This is a genomic window from Xanthomonas sp. NCPPB 3174 (genome assembly GCF_056725205.1).
Map to the genome: position 1 here is coordinate 2,568,838 of NZ_CM161517.1, position 21,822 is coordinate 2,590,659.

Sequence of the window (21,822 nt, forward strand, 5' to 3'; positions counted from 1 at the left end):
GACGGCGCGCGCTCCATTCTTCCCATCGAGACGACCGCGATGCCCACGACGTCCTCCACACGCCCGAGCAGTGTCGCCACCCGCCTGATGTTGGGCGTGGCCGCGATCGCCCTGCTGTGCTTCGGCATTACCGCCGCCATCATCTACGCCCGCAGCAGTTCCGCCCTGCTCGCCTCGGCCAAGGTTGGCATGACCGACACCGCACGCCTGGAATCGGAGCGCATCGGCAACACCATCGGCGCCTCCGCCGTCTCCAACCAGGCGCTGGCCAATGCGCTGCTCGCCCAGCGCGGCCAGGACAAGGCGCGCGAGCTGTTCAGCGACAGCCTGCGCCGCGAACTGCAGCAGCATCCGGACTGGACCGGCATCGGCACGCTGTGGGAACCGCAGGCGCTGGACGGCAAGGACGCGGACTACGCCAACAGCGCGGGCCACGACGCCAGCGGCCGCTACATGGTGTACTGGTCCTGGCAGAACGGAAAACTCGTGCGCGATCCGCTGCGCGACTACGACGTGGCCGGCGCCGGCGACTGGTATCTGAATCCGCGCAAGCTGCTGCGCCCGACCGTCGCCGAACCCTACGATTACGAGATCGCCGGACAGAAGGTGCTGATGACCACGGTCAGCACGCCGATCCTGGAAGACGGCACGTTCCTGGGCGTGGTCACCACCGATTTCGGCCTGGCCGCGCTGCAGCAGCGCGTGGCCAAGCTGCGCCCGCTCGGCGCCGGCCACGTGCGCCTGCTCTCGCCCGGCGGCGCCATCATCGCCGACCGCGATCCTGCGCTGGTCGGCAAGACCCTGCGCGATCCGGCGACACGCGCCCTGCTGGCCGACATCGCCCAGGGCAGGACCGTCAGCCGCGACAGCGTGGATCCACAGACCGGCGCCACCGACGTGGAAGTGTACGTGCCGCTGCAGATCGGCCAGGCCCAGGAGCGCTTTGCGCTGGGCGTGGCGGTGCCGAAGGCGGTGCTGATGGCGCCCGCACACAACCTGCTGTGGACCATCGCCGCCGTCGGCCTGTGCGCGGCACTGCTGCTCAGCGGCGGTCTGTACCTGCTGCTGCGGCGGCTGGTGGTCAAGCCGTTGGCCAGTGCGGTGGAAGTGTCCAGTGCGGTCGCCGCCGGCCGCCTGGACAGCCGCATCCAGTACCCGCGCAACGATGAGCTGGGACAGTTGCTGGGGTCGTTGCAGCGCATGCAGCAGCAGCTGCGCGCGGTGCTCGACGCGCAGAAGGAAATGGCCCAGCGCCACGATGCCGGCGAGATCAGCTACCGCATGGATGAACGCGCCTTCCCGGGCGACTACGGGCGCATGGTCCACGACAGCAATGCCCTGGCCGCCTCGCACATCGCAGTCAAGATGCGCCTGGCGCAGATCATGGGCCGCTATGCCATCGGCGACCTGTCCGAGGACATGGATCGGCTGCCCGGCGAAAAAGCGGTGCTGACCGACACGATGGACACGGTCAAGCGCAACCTGACCGCCATGAACACCGAGATCAAGCACCTGGCCGGCGCCGCCGCGGCGGGCGATTTCAGCGTGCGTGGCGATGCCGAGCGCTTCCAGTACGACTTCCGCCTCATGGTCGAGAGTCTCAATCAGTTGATGGCCACCGCCGATGGCAACCTGCACGCGCTGTCCACGCTGTTGCAGGCGATCGCCGCCGGCGACCTGACCGCGCGCATGCACGGCGACTTCCAGGGCGTGTTCGCCACCATGCGCGACGACGCCAATGCCACCGCCGAGCAGTTGGCGGCGATCGTCACGCGGATCCAGACCGCGGCGATGAGCATCAACGGGGCCGCGGCCGAGATCGCCGCCGGCAACGACGACCTGGCGCGCCGCACCGAGCAGCAGGCCGCCAGCCTGGAAGAGACCGCCGCATCGATGGAGGAACTGACCTCCACGGTCAAGCAGAACGCCGAGCACGCGCGCCAGGCCAACCAGTTGGCCGCCGGCGCCGCCACGGTCGCCTCGCAGGGCGGCGCACTGGCCAGCCAGGTCTCGGACAAGATGAACGGCATCGAGGCATCGTCCAGGAAGATCGCCGACATCATCGGCGTCATCGACGGCATCGCCTTCCAGACCAACATCCTGGCGCTCAACGCCGCGGTGGAAGCCGCCCGTGCGGGCGAACAGGGCCGCGGCTTCGCCGTGGTCGCCAGCGAAGTGCGCACTCTCGCCCAGCGTTCGTCGAATGCGGCCAGGGAGATCAAGACCTTGATCGACGATTCGGTCGAACGTGTCGCCGAGGGTTCGGCGCTCGTCGAACAGGCCGGCACCACCATGCAGGACATCGTCGCCTCGGTGCAGCGCGTCACCGACATCATGGGCGAGATCGCCGCCGCCTCGCAGGAGCAATCCGCTGGCATCGAGCAGGTCAACCAGACCATCACCCAGATGGACGAGGCCACCCAGCAGAACGCCGCGCTGGTCGAGGAAGCCACCGCGGCCGCCCGCTCGATGGAAGACCAGGCCGGCCACCTCACCCAGGCCGTGGCGCTGTTTAAGCTGGAGACCGACGCCACGGCTGGGACCGTTGCATCGGCGTCCGCACGCCGTCCTGCCGCGGCCGCCCCGGCGGCCGCCGCGGCGACGCCACGACGGCCGGCTGCGGCCCCGTTGCGCGCGGTCCCACGCGCGACCGCGCCGCCGGACGACGCGCAGTGGCAGGAATTCTGAGCCGCCCGTCGTCCCTGATCCGCGCGAGGCGCCCGAGCGCCTTGCGCCCCTCCCCAGCCCTCTGGCGCCTCGGCCACCGCAGAGCGCTTAGCACGTCACGTTCGTAAAGAAACGGTCTTCAGGGTCGATATAGAAAGCGGAACTGCCACGCCATGGGCACCGCACGCGCCTCGGCGCCGGACGCACTGCGCCCGGATCCCCGCGGTTCCGACCGAACCGCCACGGGAGGCCCCATGAAGCCAGTCGTTCTTGCCAGTTGTCTGACCCTGTTCGGCCTTGCGGGAGGGGCGCACGCCGAAGCCGAGCCGATCGCCACCGATCGCCCCGACTTCGTGGAATCCAGCCTCACCGTCGGCGACCGGCGCCTGCAGGTGGAAACCAGCGTGGCCTGGGAACGCGACGGCGACGTCGATGGCTACGCCACGCCCACCCTGTTCCGCTACGGCATCGGCCCGAGCTGGGAACTGCGCCTGGAGACCGACGGCTGGCAGACCATCGACGTCCCCGTCGGCGACGACGTCTCCGGCTTCTCCGACATTTCGCTCGGCCTCAAGCATCACCTGGCCAGCGAGATCGGCGGTGCCTCGCTGGCCTGGCTGCTGCATGTGGACCTGCCCAGCGGCGCGCGCGACGTGCGCGGCAGCGGCGCGCGCCCCTCGTTCCGCCTGGTGGCCGAATGGGAACTCAGCGACAGCGTCTCGCTGGGCATGATGCCGGGCGTGATCCGCGACGAAGGCGACGGCGGGCATCGCTACACCGCCGGCATCTTCGGCGTGGTGCTGGGCAAGGCCTGGAACGACCGCACCCGCTCGTTCGTGGAACTGGCCCTGCCGCAGATCGCGCATGCCGACGACGGCGGCACCGTCGCCCTGCTCGACGTGGGCTCGGCCTGGCTGCTCAGCCAGGACGTGCAACTGGACGTGGTGTACAGCCGCGGCCTCAACGACCGTTCGCCGGACCACGCGCTGGGCGCGGGCCTGTCCTTCCGTTTCTGATCGGGCCACACCGATGAAAATCATGCATATGCTCGGGATCCTGGTGCTGGTGGCGGTGCTCGCCCTGCTCGCGCTGGGCGGCGTCGGCTACAGCGCCCAGCAAGGCCTGTTGCGCTCGGTCGCCGCGCAGGTCGTGTCTTCGGACGCGCTGCGCAACCACATGCAGGCCGACATGATGCACGACGCCCTGCGCGGCGACGTCACCGCTGCGCTCCTGGCGGCGGCGGGGCAGGATGCGGACGGGGTCAAGGCGGCGCGCGCCTCCCTGGGCGAACACGCCGGCGAGTTCCGCAAGGCGCTGGACGACAACCAGAAGCTGCCGCTGGACGGCACCCTGCGCGCGCAGCTGGATGCGGCCGGACCGGCGCTGCAGCGCTACATCGCCGCCGCCGACAAAGTGGTGACGCTGGCCGAGACCCACGGCGACAGCAGCGCCGCCTATGCCGACTTCACCGCGCAGTTCGCTCGGCTGGAAACCGAGATGGACACGATCAGCGACAGCATCCTGGCGTTGAACGAACAGAGCCGCAAGGCCGCCGAACAGCAGAGCCAGCGCGCCACCTGGCAGCAGGCCGGCGCGGTGCTGGTGGCCGTGCTTTGCCTGGCCGCGGCCGCGGCCTGGATCCTGCGCTCGGTCGCGCAGTTGCTCGGCGGCGAGCCGCGGGTGGCGATGGACGCCGCCCAGCACATCGCCGAAGGCCGCCTGGATCAGCCGATTCCGGTCGCCGCCAGGCACGGGCGCAGCCTGATGGCGGCGCTGGCGCGGATGCAGCGCGAACTGCGCGAGCGCATCGAACGCGAACGCAGCGTCGCCGCGGAGAACCTGCGCATCCGCACCGCCTTGGACAATGCCTCCACCGGCATGTACATCGCCGATCCCGACCTGACCATCATCTACGCCAACACCGCGCTGCAGACCCTGCTGCAGACCCACGCCGAGGACATCCGCGCCTGCGCGCCGGCATTCGACCGCACCGCACCGCTGCTGGGCCAGTCGGTGGCGCTGCTGGAAGTGGGCAACTCGCAGGACGCGGAAATCTACCAGCGGCTGGACCGGCAAGGCGCGGCGCAGCGCGAGGTGCGCTATCGCGAGGTCTGCATCGCCCAGGAGATCTCTGCCATTCGCAATGCCGAAGGCGCGCACCTGGGCTTCGTCTGCGAATGGCGCGACCGCACCGCCGAGACCCGGGTGGAAGCGGAAGTGGCCGCGGTGGTTCGCAGCGCCGCCGCCGGCGACCTGTCGCAGCGCATCGACCGCACCGGCAAGCAAGGCTTCTTCCTGATGCTGGCGCAGCAACTCAACGGCCTGCTCGACGCCAACGCGATCAGCATCGCCGAGGTCTCGCGGCTGCTCAGCGCGCTGGCCGACGGCGACCTCGGCGCGCGCATGCACGGAGACTTCCACGGCATCTTCGCCACCATGCGCGACGACGCCAACGGCACCGCCGAGCGACTGGCCGACATCGTCGGCCGTATCCAGCGTGCCGCCGGCGACATCCACAGCGCCGCCACCGAAATCGCCCAGGGCAACAGCGACCTGTCGCAGCGTACCGAGCAGCAGGCGGCCAGCCTGGAAGAGACCGCCGCCTCGATGGAAGAGCTGACCGCCACGGTCAAGCAGAACGCCGAGCACGCTCGCCAGGCCAACCAACTCGCCGCCAGCGCCGCCGCGGTCGCCTCGCAAGGCGGCGCGGTGGTCGGCCAGGTGGTCGACACCATGAGCGGCATCGAGACCGCGTCGAAGAAGATCGCCGACATCATCTCAGTCATCGACGGCATCGCCTTCCAGACCAACATCCTGGCGCTCAATGCCGCGGTGGAGGCGGCGCGTGCCGGCGAACAGGGCCGTGGCTTCGCCGTGGTTGCCAGCGAGGTGCGCGTGCTGGCGCAACGCTCGGCCAATGCCGCCAAGGAGATCAAGGGCCTGATCGACGACTCGGTCGGCCGCATCGCCACCGGCGCCGAGCTGGTGCAGCGCGCCGGCCAGACCATGCAGGAGATCGTGGCCTCGGTGGGTCGCGTGACCGACATCATGGGCGAGATCTCCGCGGCCTCGCAGGAGCAGTCCGCCGGCATCGAGCAGGTCAACCGCACGGTGACGCAGATGGACGAGAGCACCCAGCAGAACGCTGCGCTGGTCGAGGAAGCCACCGCGGCGGCGCGGTCGATGGAGGACCAGGCAGCGCAGTTGAGCGACGCGGTAGCCGTGTTCCGGTTGGAACAGCACGCCACGCGTGCCACTGCTGCTCCAGCCTTCGTCGCCGCGGTGGTGGCCGGCCATTCGGCCACCTTTGCAACGTCGCATGCCACGCAGACGTCCCAGCCGAACGCGCAGGCCATCGCCGACGCGATCGGCACCGAATGGCAGCCGCTGACCGCGTGAGAAGAACTACGTAGGGAAATGAATCAGACAGCGTCGGGAATCGTCTTACGACTAACGGCGTATCGAGGAATGTGCCGTCACGCCGATATCACATTCGGGTGACGGCGAAACATGTTGTACAGCAACGCATTGGTTTTCCTTTCTTCACTTTTCTGACCGCCACGCCCGCCCCTCCGGCCGCGCACCTGCCGCCGGCGCCAACAGGGACAAGGACCTGGACGTCCCAGGGACACCGTCAACGAAGAGGTCGACATGAATGCCTTTCTGCAACGCTACAACGTCGGACGCCGCCTCGCTGGCGCCTTTGGCCTGCTGATCCTGCTGTCCTGTCTGCTGGTTGCGGCCGGCATGGTGACCATGTCGCATGCCCAGACCGAGCTGGATCAGATCGTCAAGAAGAACGTCGAAAAGACCCGCATCAGCAACGACATGCTCGACGCCAACAACAAGATCCTTGGCGCGCTGGGCACGCTGGCGATGGTGACCAGCGACGAACTCAACCAGCAGGCCGTGGTAGAGATCAAGAAGCAGCGTCAGCGCTACACCGAATTGCGTGCCGAGCTGGACAAGTTCCCGCCTTCCGCAAAAGGCAAGGTGGTGCGTGCCAAGATCGACGCGGCACGGGCGACCGCGCGCGCACTGAACGATCAGGTCATCGCGCTGTCCCTCGCCAATCGCAACGACGAAGCGCAGGCCCTGCTGATCAATCGCTCGCGGCCTGCGACCCTTGCCTGGAACGGCTACATCCGCGAGAACGTGGACCTGCAGAACGAGCAGTTGCAGACCGCCTACGCCAACGCGACGCAGGCCATCGCCAATGGCCGCAACCTGTTGCTCGCCGGCGGTGTCATGGTGCTGCTGGTCAGCGGTCTGCTGGGCTGGACCATCACCCGCAGCCTGACCCAGCCGCTGCACCGTGCCACGCGTGCCGCGGAAGCCATCGCGAGCGGGCGCCTGGACAACGACGTCGCCACCGACGCGCGCGACGAACCGGCGCGGCTGCTGAATGCGATGCACATCATGCAGACGCAATTGCGCAACCTGATGCGCGCGCAGGATGAAATGGCGCGCCGCCACGAACTCGGCGAGATCAGCTACCGCATGGACGAAAGCGCGTTCACGGGCGACTACGCGCGCATGGTCCACGACGCGAACAAGATGGTCGGCGATCACATCGCAGTGAAAATGCAGACCGTGCATCTCATCGAACGCTACGCGATCGGCGACCTTTCCCAGGACATGCCGCAGCTGCCCGGCGAGAAGGCCACGATCACCACGGCGATGGCTGCGGTGAAGGGCAATCTGATGCGCATGAGCGGCGAGATCAACCAGCTCGCCGCCGCCGCCCTGGCCGGCAATTTCGCCGCGCGTGGAGACGCCGTCTACTTCCAGTACGATTTCCGCGCCATTGTCGAGAGTCTCAACCAACTGATGGCCACCGCCGACGGCAACCTGCAGGCGCTGTCGCAGATGCTGCAGTCGATCGCCGCCGGCGACCTCACCGCGCGCATGCACGGCGACTTCAATGGCGTGTTCGCCAGGATGCGCGACGACGCCAACACCACCGCCGAGCAGTTGGCGGCGATCGTCGGCCGCATCCAGACCGCCGCTGTCAGCATCAACGCTGCAGCCACCGAGATCGCCGCCGGCAACGACGACCTGTCGCGCCGCACCGAGCAGCAGGCCGCCAGCCTGGAAGAAACGGCGGCCTCGATGGAGGAACTGACCTCCACTGTGAAGCAGAACGCCGAGCACGCGCGCCAGGCCAACCAGTTGGCGGTGGGTGCGGCGGCCGTCGCCTCGCAAGGCGGCAGCGTGGTCGGCCAGGTCGTCGAGACCATGAGCGGGATCCAGGCCTCGTCGAAGAAGATCGCCGACATCATCAGCGTCATCGACGGCATCGCCTTCCAGACCAACATCCTGGCGCTCAACGCCGCGGTGGAAGCGGCCCGTGCCGGCGACCAGGGCCGCGGTTTTGCCGTGGTCGCCAGCGAAGTGCGCACCCTCGCCCAGCGCTCGTCGAACGCGGCCAAGGAGATCAAGGGCCTGATCGACGACTCGGTCACGCGCGTGACCGAAGGTTCGGTCCTGGTCGACCAGGCCGGCCGCACCATGAGCGAGATCGTGGCCTCGGTGCAGCGCGTGACCGACATCATGGGCGAGATCTCGGCCGCCTCGCAGGAGCAGGCGACCGGCATCGAACAGGTCAACCAGACCGTGGTGCAGATGGACGAGACCACCCAGCAGAACGCGGCCTTGGTGGAAGAGGCCACTGCGGCAGCGCGTTCCATGGAAGAACAGGCCGGTCAGCTCACCAGCACGGTGGCCTTGTTCAAGATCGACAGCATCGGCGGTACCGCTGCTGGCGTGCACCCAGCGCCCGCACGGGGGCCGTCCGTTGCGGCCAACGCACCGCGTGTCGCCAAGGCAGCCGCCCGTTCGCACAAGCAGCCCGTCAAGCGCGCAGCGGTCGCGGTCGGCGGCGACTGGCAGGAGTTCTGAGTCGCACGGTCGCCATGCCGCCGGCATGGCGACCGGCTGCGGCGGCAATGCCACGCGTGCGCGGTGCACGCCATGCCCGCCGACACAGGCACGAAAGACAGGGCGAAGGCTGCTCTATCGGGCGCCAACGCATGTCGGAGCCGCGTCGGATTTTGCCCTTGCCCACCAACACCGGTAGGACCGCAGACAGCTTCCTAACCGTCTGCCAACACGTCCGTGAGAAATGCTCAATTTCTCACCGGCACGTCGATATCGAGGGTGCGACACGGCATTGCCAGGTCGTGTCGCAATCGCTGGTCGCCAGCAATTGCGCCCCGGTTCCCCTCTGTCCCCCGAAAGGTCGGCTATGAACGCACTTCTGCAACGCTACAACGTCGGTCGGCGCCTGGGCATGGCGTTCGGCATCCTCATCCTGCTGTCCGGCGTGCTGGTCGCCATGGGGCTGCTGACCATGGCCAGGGCGCATCGCGAACTGGACAGCATCGTCAACGGCAACATGGAAAAGGTCCGGCTCTCCAACGAGATGCTGGACGCCAATACCAACGTGCAGATCGGGCTGTTGTCCATCACCATCGTCGATGGGGATGCGGCCAACCAGAAGATGATCGACATCGTGCAGCGCAACCGGGCGCGCTACAAGGCCGCGCACGATGCACTGTCGGCGATGCCGGCGACCCCGGCCGAACGCCAGGCCATGGCCGCGATCGAGAATGCGCGCGCGCAGTCGGTGCAACTCAACAATCAGGTGCTGGCGCTCGGCGAGAAGGACCAGAACGCCCAGGCGCAGGCATTGCTGCTCGGCGATGCCGCGGTGGCGATGGAGCGGCAGCAGGCGGCGATCCGCGCCAATGCCGATCTGCAGCGGCGCTTAAGCCGGGAGGCCTATGCGATCTCCTCGGCAGCGATGGCGCGCGGCCGCATCATCCTCATCTCAGGCGGCCTTGCGGTCCTGCTGGTCAGCGGCCTGCTGGGCTGGACGATCACCCGTAGCCTGACCGGGCCGCTGGGCCGCGCCACCCGCGCCGCCGAGGCCATCGCCGACGGCCGCCTGGACAACGACGTGAGCACCGATGCGCGCGACGAACCCGGCCGCCTGCTGGTCGCGATGGGCCGCATGCAGACCCAGTTGCAGCGCTTCTCCCGCGAAACCGCGTTGATGATCGAACTGCATGCCGACAAGGACATCAGCCACCGCATGCCGCAGGACTTCCCTGGCGTGTACGGCGAGCTGAGCAAGGGCATCAACACCATGATGTTCGAGCATCTGGATGCCATCGTCGACGCCATCGGCGTGCTCAACGAATACGCCAATGGCGACCTGCGCCGCGACGCGCGTCGCCTGCCCGGCAGCCGTGCGGTGCTGCACGAGTCGATGGATGCGGCCAAAGCCAGCCTGCTAGCGATCAATACCGAGATCAAGCGCCTGGCGGCCGCGGCGGCGGCCGGCGACTTCAGCGCCCGCGGCGATGCCGCGCACTTCCAGCACGACTTCCGGCTGATGGTGCAGGACCTCAACGCGATGATGGAGGTCAGCGACCGTAACCTGGGCAAGCTGTCGTCCCTGCTGCAGTCCATCGCCGCCGGCGACCTGACCGCGCGCATGGACGGCGAGTTCCATGGCGTGTTCGCCACCATGCGCGACGACGCCAATGCCACCGCCGACCAGTTGACCGGCATCGTCGGCCGCATCCAGACCGCGGCCGTCAGCATCAATGCCGCCGCCACCGAAATCGCTGCCGGCAACGACGACCTGTCGCGGCGCACCGAGCAGCAGGCCGCCAGCCTCGAGGAAACCGCGGCCTCGATGGAGGAGCTGACCTCCACGGTGAAGCAGAACGCCGAACACGCCCGCCAGGCCAATCAGTTGGCGGTGGGCGCCGCCTCGGTCGCCTCGCAGGGCGGCGCGGTGGTCGGCCAGGTGGTCGAGACCATGAGCGGCATCGAGGCGTCCTCCAAGAAGATCGCCGACATCATCTCGGTGATCGATGGCATCGCGTTCCAGACCAACATCCTGGCGCTCAACGCCGCGGTGGAAGCGGCGCGTGCCGGAGAGCAGGGTCGTGGTTTTGCTGTGGTCGCCAGCGAAGTGCGCACCCTGGCGCAGCGTTCGGCCAATGCGGCCAAGGAGATCAAGACCTTGATCGACGACTCGGTCGACCGCGTCGCCACCGGTTCGGCTCTGGTCGGCCAGGCCGGCAAAACCATGCAGGAGATCGTGAGCTCGGTGCAGCGCGTCACCGACATCATGGGCGAGATCTCCGCGGCCTCACAGGAACAGTCGGCCGGCATCGAGCAGGTCAACCAGACCGTCACCCAGATGGACGAGACCACCCAGCAGAACGCGGCGCTGGTGGAGGAAGCCACCGCCGCCGCGCGCTCGATGGAGGAGCAGGCCGGCCAGCTCAGCGATGCGGTCGCACTGTTCAAGATCGACAGCGTCGCCAGCATCGCGCGGCCGGCCGCGGTGCGCGCGGCGCCGGCCAAGCCGGCGGTGCGGGTCGCGAGCAAGGCCGGCGCGACGCCGCAACCGGCGGCCCGCAGGCCCGTGGTGGCCGCCGCCAGCAATGGCGACGCCTGGCAGGAGTTCTGAGGCCACCGCGCATACGGCATGGCCGCCTCGCCCTGCCGCGCGGCACATCCTGTCATTGCTTCGGACGCCGGCTGCGCGGACACGCGCTGCCGGCGATCGCCTGTCCGCGCGTCTCCGCACACACCATCGCGGAACTGCCGCGCGCAGCGTCCGCATCACCACGGCGAACGCCAGGTGCTGCCAGCCGGTACGACACCGGCTGCATCGGCGCACAGCATCCCTTCGGGCGACGTGACCCGGCTGGGGACATACCGGCACCTGCAGACCGGGGCCGTCCCCCGCGGCAACCTCAGCGGGCCTGCGATCCCGGGAACGTGCTGTCGTAAGCAAATTGCGACGATTCCCGCGTCGGGCTGCATCCGCATGCTGCGGCGCGACGTATGTGCTCCGACCCTCACGCCCATGCCACAACCCTGATGAACGTCTAACCGGCACCGATCACAGATTCAATTTTTGTCTAACGCCGCCGCTAAAGAAATGCCCGAGTCGGACGAGCGCGCGCGATCCCCGTCGCACACGTCACCCCGCCCAGGCGAAGTTCCCTGCCGCCACGTTTCCCGCATTCCCATGGCCTGCGCTCCCCGCCCGGAGCGAAGGCCTTCTTTCGCTCTTCCTCCGAGACCCGCGCAATGACGTCGCACTCCGCGAACCACGCCGCTCCGCCCGCCTCCGAACGCCGCTCCCGTTTGCGGATCTGGCACGACCTCCCCATCGCGCGCAAACTCAGCCTGATCGGGGTCCTGGCCCTGCTCGGCCTGGTCATTCCGCTGTTGCTGTACACCCGCACGCTCAACGACGGCGTGGAGGTCAGCCGCGCCGAGTTGCGCAGCTATGCGCCACTGCGGCAGATGCTGACGCTGCTGGCGGCCCTGCAGGAAGAACAGGTCGGCAGCGCCGCCGATGCGGCGCAGGCGCGCGAGACCGCGGACCGGGCGCTGGGCGAACTGCAACGGACCGTGCCGGCCCTGCCCGGCTTCGACCGCAGCACGGCGGCGCTGGCGCAGCTGCAGCAGACCTTGCAGACCAGGCGCAACGATTTTGCGGCGGTCGCAGACCAGGCCGACGACGCGCTGGACGCCCTGCGCGACGACAGCCAACTGGTCTACACGCCCTACGTGGAAAGCTACCACCTGGTGGTCAGCAGCCTGATCTACGCCCCGGTGACCAGCCAGACCCTGACCCGACTGGACGCGATGCAGGATCCGTCCCAGGCGGGCACGGAGACCCCGGTCCTGCGCGCCCAGATCGGCGAGTTGGCGCGCGACCAGGCGCGCCTGCGGCATGAACTGAAGAAGGCCCTTGGCCTGCTCAAGCAGCAGGATCCGGCGCTGACGCAGGCGGTGAGCAACGAAGCCGCCGTCGCCGACCGCGCCCTGCCGCAACTGGCGCAGGCCCTGGACAGCGGCGGCGCGGACGCCGACCAGCGCTGGAACGCAGCGCTGCACGGCTGGGACGAGGCCCTGCACGGCCTGAGCGCCACCGCCTTGCAGGCGCTGCAACGCCAGTCGCAACGGCACCTGGACGCGTCGCTGCAGGCGATGTGGACCGCGGCGGCCGGGCTCGGCGTGTTGACCCTGCTGATCGCGGCGATCTGCGCGCATACGCTGGTCACGCTGACCCGCAATGTGCGTCGCGCTGCCGGCGTCGCCGCCGACATCGCCGAAGGCCGCCTCGACGCCCGGATCGTGGTTCCCAGCCGCGACGAAAGCGGACGGCTGCTGGCCGACATGCAGCGCATGCAGCAACAACTGCGCGAAGTGCTGGCCGCACAGACCGAGATGGCGCGGCGCCACGACGTGGGCCAGACCAGCTACCGCATGGACGAAAGCAGCTTCCCCGGCGACTACGGGCGCATGGTCCGCGACAGCAATGCCCTGGCCGCCGCGCACATCGCGGTGACCGAGCGCCTGGCGCAGATCATGGGCCGCTACGCCATCGGCGACCTGTCCGAGGACATGGAGCGCCTGCCCGGCGAGAAAGCCCGCCTCACCGAGACGATGGACACGGTCAAGCACAACCTGACCGCGATGAATACCGAGATCAAGCACCTGGCCGGCGCCGCGGCGGCCGGCGATTTCAGCGTGCGCGGCGACGCCGAGCGCTTCCAATACGACTTCCGCCTGATGGTCGACAGCCTCAACCAGTTGATGGCCACCGCCGACGGCAACCTGCAGGCGCTGTCTTCGCTGCTGCAGTCGATTGCCGCCGGCGACCTGACCGCGCGCATGCACGGCCAGTTCCAGGGCGTGTTCGCGACCATGCGCGACGACGCCAACGCCACCACCGAACAACTGGCCGCCATCGTCGCCCGCATCCAGACCGCTGCAGTCAGCATCAACGGCGCCGCTGCCGAGATCGCGACCGGCAACGACGATCTGTCGCGCCGCACCGAGCAGCAGGCCGCCAACCTGGAGGAAACCGCTGCGTCGATGGAGGAATTGACCTCCACCGTCAAGCAGAACGCCGAGCGCGCGCGGGAGGCCAACCGCCTCGCCGCCGGCGCGGCCTCGGTGGCATCGCAGGGCGGCATGGTGGTGGGCCAGGTGGTGCAGACCATGAGCGGCATCGAGACCTCCTCCAAGAAGATCGCCGACATCATCTCGGTGATCGACGGCATCGCCTTCCAGACCAACATCCTGGCGCTCAATGCCGCCGTCGAAGCGGCGCGTGCCGGCGAACAGGGCCGCGGCTTCGCCGTGGTCGCCAGCGAGGTGCGCACCCTCGCCCAGCGCTCGGCCAACGCCGCCAGGGAGATCAAGGGCCTGATCGACGACTCGGTCGGCCGCGTCGCCGAAGGCTCGGCGCTGGTCGAGCGTGCCGGCACCACGATGCAGGAGATCGTGACCTCGGTGCAGCACGTCACCGACATCATGGGCGAAATCGCCGCGGCCTCCCAGGAGCAATCGTCCGGCATCGAGCAGGTCAACCGCACCGTCACCCAGATGGACGAGAGCACCCAGCAGAACGCCGCACTGGTCGAGGAAGCCACTGCGGCCGCCCGCTCCATGGAGGAACAGGCCGGGCAACTGCGCCAGGCGGTGGCAGTATTCAAGGTGGACGCGGCGACATCGTCGCTACGCCCGGCGGCGGTGCCGGCCGCACGCACGCCGGCACACGCCTTCGCCTGAGTCCACGCGGGCAGTGGCGCAACAAGAAGCGCCATCTGTCGCACCCAGGCCTCTAGCCCCGTCCCACACCAAGGCCTCATCCCACACACCACTCGGCCGCGGACCGATTCCGCGGCCGAGCGCGTTTCCGGCAATGCGCATCACGTTTTCGCAAGACACAGACATCAGCGTCGTTACCACCGCGTGAATTGTGATGAATGCCACTTTAAGGAACGATAGGTGCTGTCGATAACGTGAGCAGCCGGTGAGTACCGGCGTCGCGCTGGCCGGTTTCCCATGCAGGCACTCTCCGCCACGACGCACCGCTCGCGACGTTTCGCCCGCGTGCCATGGGGGCTGTTGCTGCTGGTGCTCTGGAGCATCTGGGCGGCCACCCGGTTGGTGGCACTCGCCACCCCGCCACCGGCCGACAGTGCCGAGGCCATCCGCACACGCCTGCTGGCGTTCGCCCCCACCGCCCTGCCCACCGGCCGGGCCGTCGCGTTTCGCCTGCGCGTGGCCGGCTGCGCCTGCGCCGTACCTGCGGCCCTCGCGCTGCCGGGCATCCACAGCGTGGACCTGCGCGACCGCCCGGCGCCGCTGGCGCTGCCGTATGCGCTGATCGTGTTCGATGCGCACGCGCGCCTGATCTATGCCGGTCCGGCGCAACTGGCCGGATGCGGCACGTCCATCGCCGCCGCCGCGCTGATCCCACGCTTGCTGGCCAGCGGCGATACCTCGCCGCTGATCTCTCCTGCCCAGTGCAGCTGTCCCACCGACTCCAAGGAACCCCTTGCATGAGCGCCTCGCCTACCCAAGGCCATTTTCTCGTCGGCAACGAGCGCTACGTCTACCTGCAGAAACTGGCGGCGCAGGCCGACCGGCTGTTCGTGGCGGTGTCCGTCGTGGCCACGCTCGCCAGCCTGGCCGCCGCCTGGCATGCCGCCGCGTGGACACCATGGCTGGCGGTCAGCCTGCCGACCCTGGCCATCGTTGCCCTGCAGGTGAAGCTGTACCCGGGCAGCCTGTTGAGCCGCTGCACCGTTGCGCTGGGCCTGATGGTGCAGGCCGCCGTGCTGATCCAGCAGTCCGGCGGCATGATCGAGGTGCACTTCGGCGTGATCCTGCTGATCGCGCTGCTGCTGTACTACCGCGACTGGCGGCCGATCGTGGTCGCCGCTGCGGCCATCGCCGTGCATCACGTGCTGTTCTTCTGGCTGCAGCACCGCGGCCTGCCGGTGCTGGCGTTCACCGCCGACGCGGGCATCGGCATCCTGGCCATCCATGCGCTGTACGTGGCCGTGGAAACCGCGATCCTGGTGCCGATGGCGGTGCAGATGCGCCGGCAACTGCTGGACGTGGGCCACGATCCGCACGACCTGGCGCAGGCCGCACGCGCCATCGCCCAGCAGCAGCCGCTGCCGGCCGCGATCCGCGCGCTCGACCTGCCGGAAGGCTCCATCGCCCACACCCTGGTCGCGGCCAACGCGCAACTGCTGCGCAGCCGCGAGCAGGACAGCGAGGCCCAGCGCGAGAATCTGCGTATCCGCAGCGCGCTGGACGACGTCACCACCAACGTGATGATCGCCGACGCCGATCGCCGCATCGTCTACGTCAACCGGCCGCTGCTGCAGATGCTGACTGATGTGCAGGACGATCTGCGCCGCGACCTGCCGCAGTTCGATGCCAGCGATCTGCTGGGCAAGACCATCGACGTGTTCCATCGCCATCCCGAGCACCAGGCGCGCATGCTCGCCGAGCTGAAGGGCACCCACCGCGCGCAGATCCGCGTCGGCGGCCACACCATGCGCCTGATCGTCAATCCGGTCACCGACGCGACCGGCAACCGCCTGGGCTTCGTGGTGGAATGGGCCGACCGCACCGAGGAAGTGGCGGTGGAAGAGGAGATCGCCGGCATCGTGCGCGGTGCGGTCGCCGGCGACCTCGGCGGGCGCATCCGCCTGGACGACAAGCACGGCTTCCTGCTGCAGCTGGGCGAACAGATCAACGCCATGCTCGCCGCTGGGGCCTCCGGCCTGGGCCACATCCAGCAGATGCTGCGCGCGCTGGCCCAGGGCGACCTGTCGCGGCGCATCGATGCCGACCTGCAGGGCGTGTACGCGAACATGAAGGACGACGCCAACGCCACCGCCGAGCAACTGTCGGCGATCGTGCGGCAGATCCAAGGCGCCTCGGATGCGATCAACACCGCCGCCGGCGAGATCGCCGCCGGCAACGAGGACCTGTCGCGCCGCACCGAGCAGCAGGCCGCCAGCCTGGAGGAAACCGCTGCGTCGATGGAGGAGTTGACCTCCACCGTCAAGCAGAATGCCGAGCATGCGCACCAGGCCAACCAGTTGGCGGTGGGTGCGGCGGCCGTCGCCTCGCAAGGCGGCAGCGTGGTCGGCCAGGTGGTCGCCACCATGAGCGGCATCGAGACCTCCTCGAAGAAGATCGCCGACATCATCTCGGTCATCGACGGCATCGCGTTCCAGACCAATATCCTCGCGCTCAACGCCGCGGTCGAGGCCGCCCGTGCCGGCGAACAGGGCCGCGGCTTCGCCGTCGTGGCCAGCGAGGTGCGGGTGCTGGCGCAGCGCTCGGCCGGCGCCGCCAAGGAGATCAAGGGCCTGATCGACGACTCGGTGACCCGCGTGGCCGAAGGCTCGGCGCTGGTCGACCGGGCCGGCAAGACCATGCAGGAGATCGTGAGCTCGGTGCAGCGCGTCACCGACATCATGCGCGAGATCGCCTCGGCCTCGCAGGAGCAGTCGGCCGGCATCGAGCAGGTCAACCAGACCGTTGCGCAGATGGACGAGGCCACCCAGCAGAACGCCGCACTGGTCGAGGAAGCCAGCGCCAGCGCCCGCTCGATGGAACAGGAGGCCGGCGCACTGGCGCATGCCGTGGCATCCTTCACCCTGGAGCAGCGCCCGCCGCTGGGTGCCAGTGCCACAGTCGGCAACGTGCGTCCGGTCTACAAAAACGCCGTGCTCAGCCGATAGCATGCGTGGGGCGGGCCGACGCGCGCCGCCTCACCCACCACCAGTACGCATTGTCCACCATGGCCGAAGGCATCCCCAGCGACTCCCCTGTCCCGTCTTCGCCGGAAGAAGAAGTGGAGGACGATCGTTTCCTGCTGACCAAGCCAAGGCAGATCCGCCAGTTGCTGCAGTCGCTGATCCAGCAGCGTTCGCAGGTCAGCGCCCACGTGGGCGGCCGCGACCAGGCGTTCTCGACCGCGCTGCTGGACCTGGACGAAGACAGCCTGCTGCTGGACCTGAGCGTCAACGAGGCCTCCAACCGCGCCGCCGAGCAGGCCGAATACCTGCTGTGCTTCGCCCAGTTGGACAAGGTGCGGGTGCGTTTCCGCATCGAATCCCCGCAGCGCACCGACGACGACGGCCAGCCGGGCTTCCGCGCCGCGCTGCCGGAATCGCTGTACTACCTGCAACGGCGCGAGCATTTCCGCCTGGAGACCCCGATCACCGACTCGCCGCTGTGCGTGCTGCGTTTCGAGGACGATGAGGGCAAGGTGGAACTGAAGCTGCGCGTGGTGGACATCAGCGGCGGCGGTCTGGCCGTGGCCCTGGTGCAGGGCCAGCCCATGCCGCAGCTGCAGCAGAGCTATCCCAACTGCGTGCTGCAGTTGCCCGATGCCGATGCCATCCGCCTGACCCTGCAGGTCTGCAACATGTATGTCTCCAAGCTGGCCAACGGCCAGGACACGCTGCGCGTGGGCATGCGTTTCCAGGACCTGCCGCGCGGCGCCGACGCGGCGATCCAGCGCTACGTGTTCCGCATCGAGCGCCAGCGCAGCGCCCGCAAGAGCGGCGTACTTTCCTGAACGCCGGCAGCGGCGCGCCGTTCGGGGCCTAAAGTTCGCCGCCACCGCGCCGATCTAGCATCAGAGTCGCGCTTTCCCCTTACGCCACCACCCGCAATCCCGTGCGCACCAGGAGCACACGATGAACGACAAGACCAGCTCCACCTCCGACGCCACTGGCGGCGAATTCCTCAGCTTCACCCTCGGCGAAGAACACTACGGCGTGGATATCCTCAAGGTGCAGGAAATCCGCGGCTACGATTCGGTCACCCGGGTCCCGGACGCCCCCGAGTACATCAAGGGCGTGATCAACCTGCGCGGCACCATCGTGCCGGTGATCGACCTGCGCCTGAAGCTGCGCCTGAAGGAAGCCCGTTACGACGCCTTCACCGTGATGATCGTGCTCAACGTGGAGAACCGCGTGGTCGGCATCGTGGTCGACAGCGTCTCCGACGTGATCCCGCTGAACCAGGAGCAGATCCGTCCGACTCCCGAGTTCGGCGCCGCGGTCGACACCCGCTTCATCTCGGGCATCGGCACCCAGGACGACAAGATGTTGATCCTGCTGGATATCGAGACCCTGCTCGACAGCGCCGAGTTCGGCCAGCAACACGCCCACGTCGACGAAGCCGCCTGACGCGGCCTGCGCCGCCGGGCTGTAGACGAAACCCGCCGCCCGGCGGGTTTTTTATTTGAAATGCGAACTGTTTATCACTTGTGAGAATCAAGTTAACCGGTTTCAGGCCGATAGCTGAAGAGTGGCCGGCATCACACGGCCCTCACTTCATCCCCCCGCCCTCAAGGAGTCGTTCCATGAAACCGAGCTTTCCCATGCTGCTGGTCCTGCTGCTCGCCGCCAGCCCCAGCACCTTCGCCCAGTCCCAGCAGATGATCCCGCCGGAGATGGCCACCCGGTTCGTCGGCAAGGACGGCATGGTCTGCGGCAAGGTCGAGAAAGCCAAGTACGCGCAGAATTCCGAGGGCGAGCCGACCTTCCTGTACATGGGCGGCATGTTCCCGCGCCACACCTTCTCCGCCCGCATCGCCGGCGCCGACCGCAGCAAGTTCGGCTTCCCGCCGGAGACCCTGGAAGGCAAGGACGTGTGCGTGATCGGCAAGATCGAGCGGGACAGCTCGCGCGCCGAAATCCAGGTCAGCGCGCCGTCCAGCCTGAAGCTGGCCACCATCAAGTAAGCCCCGGCGCCGCCGTGCTGGACCCGTGCATGCGGTCCGGCGCGGCGGCGTTTGCCGTTCTTGCCCTTGTCGCCCCCTCCGAATTACGGGAAACGCGCTCATGCAGTGGATTAAAGATCTCAAGGTGATGCCCAAACTGATGCTGGCGTTCGGCGTCGTGCTGGCGTTGATGCTCATCCAGGGCGTGGCCGCCTATCGCGGTCTGCACTCGCTCAATGGCGTGGCCAGCAACGTGTCGGCGCAGGTCGTGCCGAGCGTGCGCACCGGCGGCGAAATGCGCGGCATCCTCGGCGAGTACCGCAACGCGGCCTACCAGAGCCTGATCCGCAGCAGCGATGCGCTGAAGAAGGAATCGGCCGCGCGCAAGGTCGCGCTGAAGAAGCAGATGGACCAGATCCTGGCCCAGTATCCGCCCAAGATCGGCAGCCCGCAGGAAAAGACCATCTACGAGCGCCTGGTCGCCGACTGGAAGAAGGCCAGCGCCTCCTACCAGTCCGTCGACGAGATGCTGCAACTCGACCTGCACGACGACGCCATCGACACCTTCACCGGCGAGACCCGCACCCTGCACAACAAGGTGGTGGACGACGTCGTCGCCCTGATCGCCGAGAACGACCGCCAGGCCAAGGCCGCGGCCGATGCCGCCAGCGGCACCTACAGCAAGGCCTCCGCGACCCTGTTGATCTGCCTGCTGATCGGCCTCGGCGCGGCAGTGGGCCTGGCCGTCCTGTTCGGGCGGATGCTGGCCAACAGCGTGCGCGATGCGGTCAAGGTGGCCAGCGATGTAGCCGGCGGCAAGCTCGACGGGCATATCGACGCCAACGGCAAGGACGAATTCGGCGAACTGATGCAGGCGCTCAAGCGCATGCAGCAGGACCTGCGCGGGCGCATCGAGCGCGACGCCGCGGTGGCTGCCGAGAACCTGCGCATCCGCACCGCGCTGGACAATTCCTCGACCGGCATGTTCATCGTCGACCTGGACTACAACATCGTCTACGCCAACCCCTCGATGCAGGGCCTGACCGACAAGTACGCCGAGCAGATCCACTCGGTGGCGCCGGCCTTCGATTCGAGCCTGCCGCTGGTCGGCTCGCCGGTCACCGTGCTGGAGTACGGCAACCAGCACGATCCCAAGACCCTGGCGGAGCTGGAAAAGAAGGGTGTGATGGAACGCGAGATGGCCTACGTCGACGCGCGCATCGCCCAGACCATCACCGCCATCCGCGACCAGCACGGCACCCACATCGGGTTCGTCTGCGAATCGCGCGACCGCACCCTGGAAGCGCAGGTCGAACAGGAAGTGGCCAAGATCGTGCGCGAGGCCGCCGCCGGCGACCTCAGCGGGCGCGTCGGCCTCGACGGCAAGCACGGTTTCTTCCTGCAACTGGCGCAGCAGCTCAATGGCCTGCTGCAGGCCAACGGCGACAGCATCGGCGAAGTGTCCAAGCTGCTGACCTCGCTGTCGCAGGGCGACCTCACCGCGCGCATGCACGGCGACTTCCAGGGCGTGTTCGCGACCATGCGCGACGACGCCAATGCCACCGCCGAGCAGCTGGCGGCCATCGTCGGCCGCATCCAGCAGGCGGCGAACGCGATCAATGCCGCGGCCGGCGAGATCGCCGCCGGCAACGACGACCTGTCGCGCCGTACCGAGCAGCAGGCCGCCAACCTCGAAGAGACCGCCGCCTCGATGGAGGAACTGACCTCCACCGTCAAGCAGAACGCCGAGCACGCGCGCCAGGCCAACCAGCTGGCCGCGGGTGCGGCCTCGGTGGCCTCGCAGGGCGGCGACGTGGTCGGCCGGGTGGTCGAGACCATGAGCGGGATCGAGGCGTCCTCGAAGAAGATCGGCGACATCATCTCGGTCATCGACGGCATCGCCTTCCAGACCAACATCCTCGCCTTGAACGCGGCGGTGGAAGCGGCGCGCGCCGGCGAACAGGGCCGTGGCTTCGCCGTGGTCGCCAGCGAAGTGCGTACCCTCGCCCAGCGCTCGGCCAACGCCGCCAAGGAGATCAAGGGCCTGATCGACGCGTCGGTCGGCCAGGTGGCCAACGGCTCGACCCTGGTGCGCCAGGCCGGCCAGACCATGACCGAGATCGTCGCCTCGGTGCAGCGCGTCACCGACATCATGGGCGAGATCGCCGCCGCCTCGCAGGAGCAGTCGGCCGGCATCGAACAGGTCAACCAGACCGTCACCCAGATGGACGAGACCACCCAGCAGAACGCCGCCCTGGTCGAAGAAGCCACCGCTGCCGCCCGCTCGATGGAAGAACAGGCCGGCCAGCTGACCGAAGCCGTGTCGATCTTCCGTGTCGAAAAGTCGGCACAGGCCGTGGCGACGCATGCTCCGCACGCGGTGGCCGCGCCGAAGCCGGCACCGGTGGCGAAGAAGCCGGCGGCCGTCGCTCCCGCCAAACCCGCCGTGCGCGCCCGCAAGGCCGAACCGGCGCTGGCCGATTCGGACTGGCAGGAATTCTGAAGCCGGCCCAGCCTGTCGCAGCGTTTCCCATCCCCGGCCTTCGCGCCGGGGATTT

The 21,822-nt window shown here is 68.4% G+C and carries 12 protein-coding genes; all 12 read left to right on the forward strand.

Annotated elements, in window-relative coordinates; all coding sequences use genetic code 11:
• The first annotated feature begins 39 nt into the window (after positions 1 to 39).
• Complete coding sequence (locus tag AC1PK7_RS11445; protein ID WP_481098212.1) at positions 40 to 2,688, forward strand: methyl-accepting chemotaxis protein; 2,649 nt, start codon at positions 40 to 42, stop codon at positions 2,686 to 2,688.
• Positions 2,689 to 2,921: 233 nt separating this feature from the next.
• The gene (locus tag AC1PK7_RS11450) at positions 2,922 to 3,683 is read left to right on the forward strand and encodes a transporter (RefSeq protein WP_481098213.1); all 762 of its coding nucleotides are present in this window, start codon (positions 2,922 to 2,924) and stop codon (positions 3,681 to 3,683) included.
• A gap of 13 nt (positions 3,684 to 3,696) precedes the next feature.
• A complete protein-coding gene (locus AC1PK7_RS11455) occupies positions 3,697 to 6,066 on the forward strand; it encodes a methyl-accepting chemotaxis protein (RefSeq protein WP_481098214.1) in 2,370 nt (789 codons plus the stop codon).
• 252 nt (positions 6,067 to 6,318) lie between these two features.
• Positions 6,319 to 8,568 (forward strand): methyl-accepting chemotaxis protein, encoded by a 2,250-nt coding sequence (locus AC1PK7_RS11460; RefSeq protein WP_481098215.1) that lies wholly within the window; start codon positions 6,319 to 6,321, stop codon positions 8,566 to 8,568.
• A gap of 346 nt (positions 8,569 to 8,914) precedes the next feature.
• Positions 8,915 to 11,158, forward strand: coding sequence for a methyl-accepting chemotaxis protein (locus tag AC1PK7_RS11465; RefSeq protein ID WP_481098216.1), 2,244 nt, complete (start codon positions 8,915 to 8,917; stop codon positions 11,156 to 11,158).
• Positions 11,159 to 11,787: 629 nt separating this feature from the next.
• A complete protein-coding gene (locus AC1PK7_RS11470) occupies positions 11,788 to 14,286 on the forward strand; it encodes a methyl-accepting chemotaxis protein (protein WP_481098217.1) in 2,499 nt (832 codons plus the stop codon).
• A 276-nt stretch (positions 14,287 to 14,562) separates the two neighbouring features.
• Positions 14,563 to 15,066 (forward strand): hypothetical protein, encoded by a 504-nt coding sequence (locus tag AC1PK7_RS11475; RefSeq protein WP_481098218.1) that lies wholly within the window; start codon positions 14,563 to 14,565, stop codon positions 15,064 to 15,066.
• On the forward strand, positions 15,063 to 17,270 hold the full coding sequence (locus AC1PK7_RS11480) for a methyl-accepting chemotaxis protein (RefSeq protein ID WP_481098219.1): 2,208 nt from the start codon (positions 15,063 to 15,065) through the stop codon (positions 17,268 to 17,270). The genes AC1PK7_RS11475 and AC1PK7_RS11480 overlap by 4 nt, the downstream gene beginning before the upstream one ends.
• A gap of 59 nt (positions 17,271 to 17,329) precedes the next feature.
• Complete coding sequence (locus AC1PK7_RS11485; RefSeq protein ID WP_420009922.1) at positions 17,330 to 18,112, forward strand: flagellar brake protein; 783 nt, start codon at positions 17,330 to 17,332, stop codon at positions 18,110 to 18,112.
• A gap of 121 nt (positions 18,113 to 18,233) precedes the next feature.
• Positions 18,234 to 18,728, forward strand: coding sequence for a chemotaxis protein CheW (locus AC1PK7_RS11490; RefSeq protein ID WP_010343304.1), 495 nt, complete (start codon positions 18,234 to 18,236; stop codon positions 18,726 to 18,728).
• A 176-nt stretch (positions 18,729 to 18,904) separates the two neighbouring features.
• A complete protein-coding gene (locus AC1PK7_RS11495) occupies positions 18,905 to 19,285 on the forward strand; it encodes a hypothetical protein (protein ID WP_244667628.1) in 381 nt (126 codons plus the stop codon).
• A gap of 100 nt (positions 19,286 to 19,385) precedes the next feature.
• The gene (locus tag AC1PK7_RS11500) at positions 19,386 to 21,767 is read left to right on the forward strand and encodes a methyl-accepting chemotaxis protein (RefSeq protein ID WP_481098220.1); all 2,382 of its coding nucleotides are present in this window, start codon (positions 19,386 to 19,388) and stop codon (positions 21,765 to 21,767) included.
• The last annotated feature ends 55 nt before the right edge of the window (positions 21,768 to 21,822 follow it).